This is a genomic window from Erwinia sp. PME.40.26/001 (genome assembly GCF_055556675.1).
In genome coordinates this window covers 1-232 of record NZ_JBVHNP010000467.1, presented here as the reverse complement: position 1 = coordinate 232, position 232 = coordinate 1, and the positions used below count along the sequence as shown (strand labels likewise).

Here is a 232-nt window from a genome sequence, read left to right as displayed (position 1 = left end):
CAATCGAAGGACATGATCGACGCGCTGGCTGCCGCCCGTGCCGCCTTGCCGCACACGATGTCCTCCGCCACTTCCGACAACGGGAAGCTGTTGATCACCGGATATTCACAGGGTGGTTACGTCGCGATGGCGACTCATCGGGCGCTGCAGGCCGCGGGAGTGCCCGTCACCGCCTCCGCCCCGATGTCCGGACCATACGCGCTCGAAGCCTATGTGGACGCGATCTTCTTCG

Annotated in this window: 1 pseudogene; it reads left to right on the top strand. The window is 64.7% G+C overall.

Annotation, left to right across the window (positions count from 1 at the left end):
* Positions 1 to 12: 12 nt before the first annotated feature.
* Positions 13 to 232 (top strand): annotated as a pseudogene (locus tag ACZ3HG_RS25000) (hypothetical protein); the annotation flags it as partial.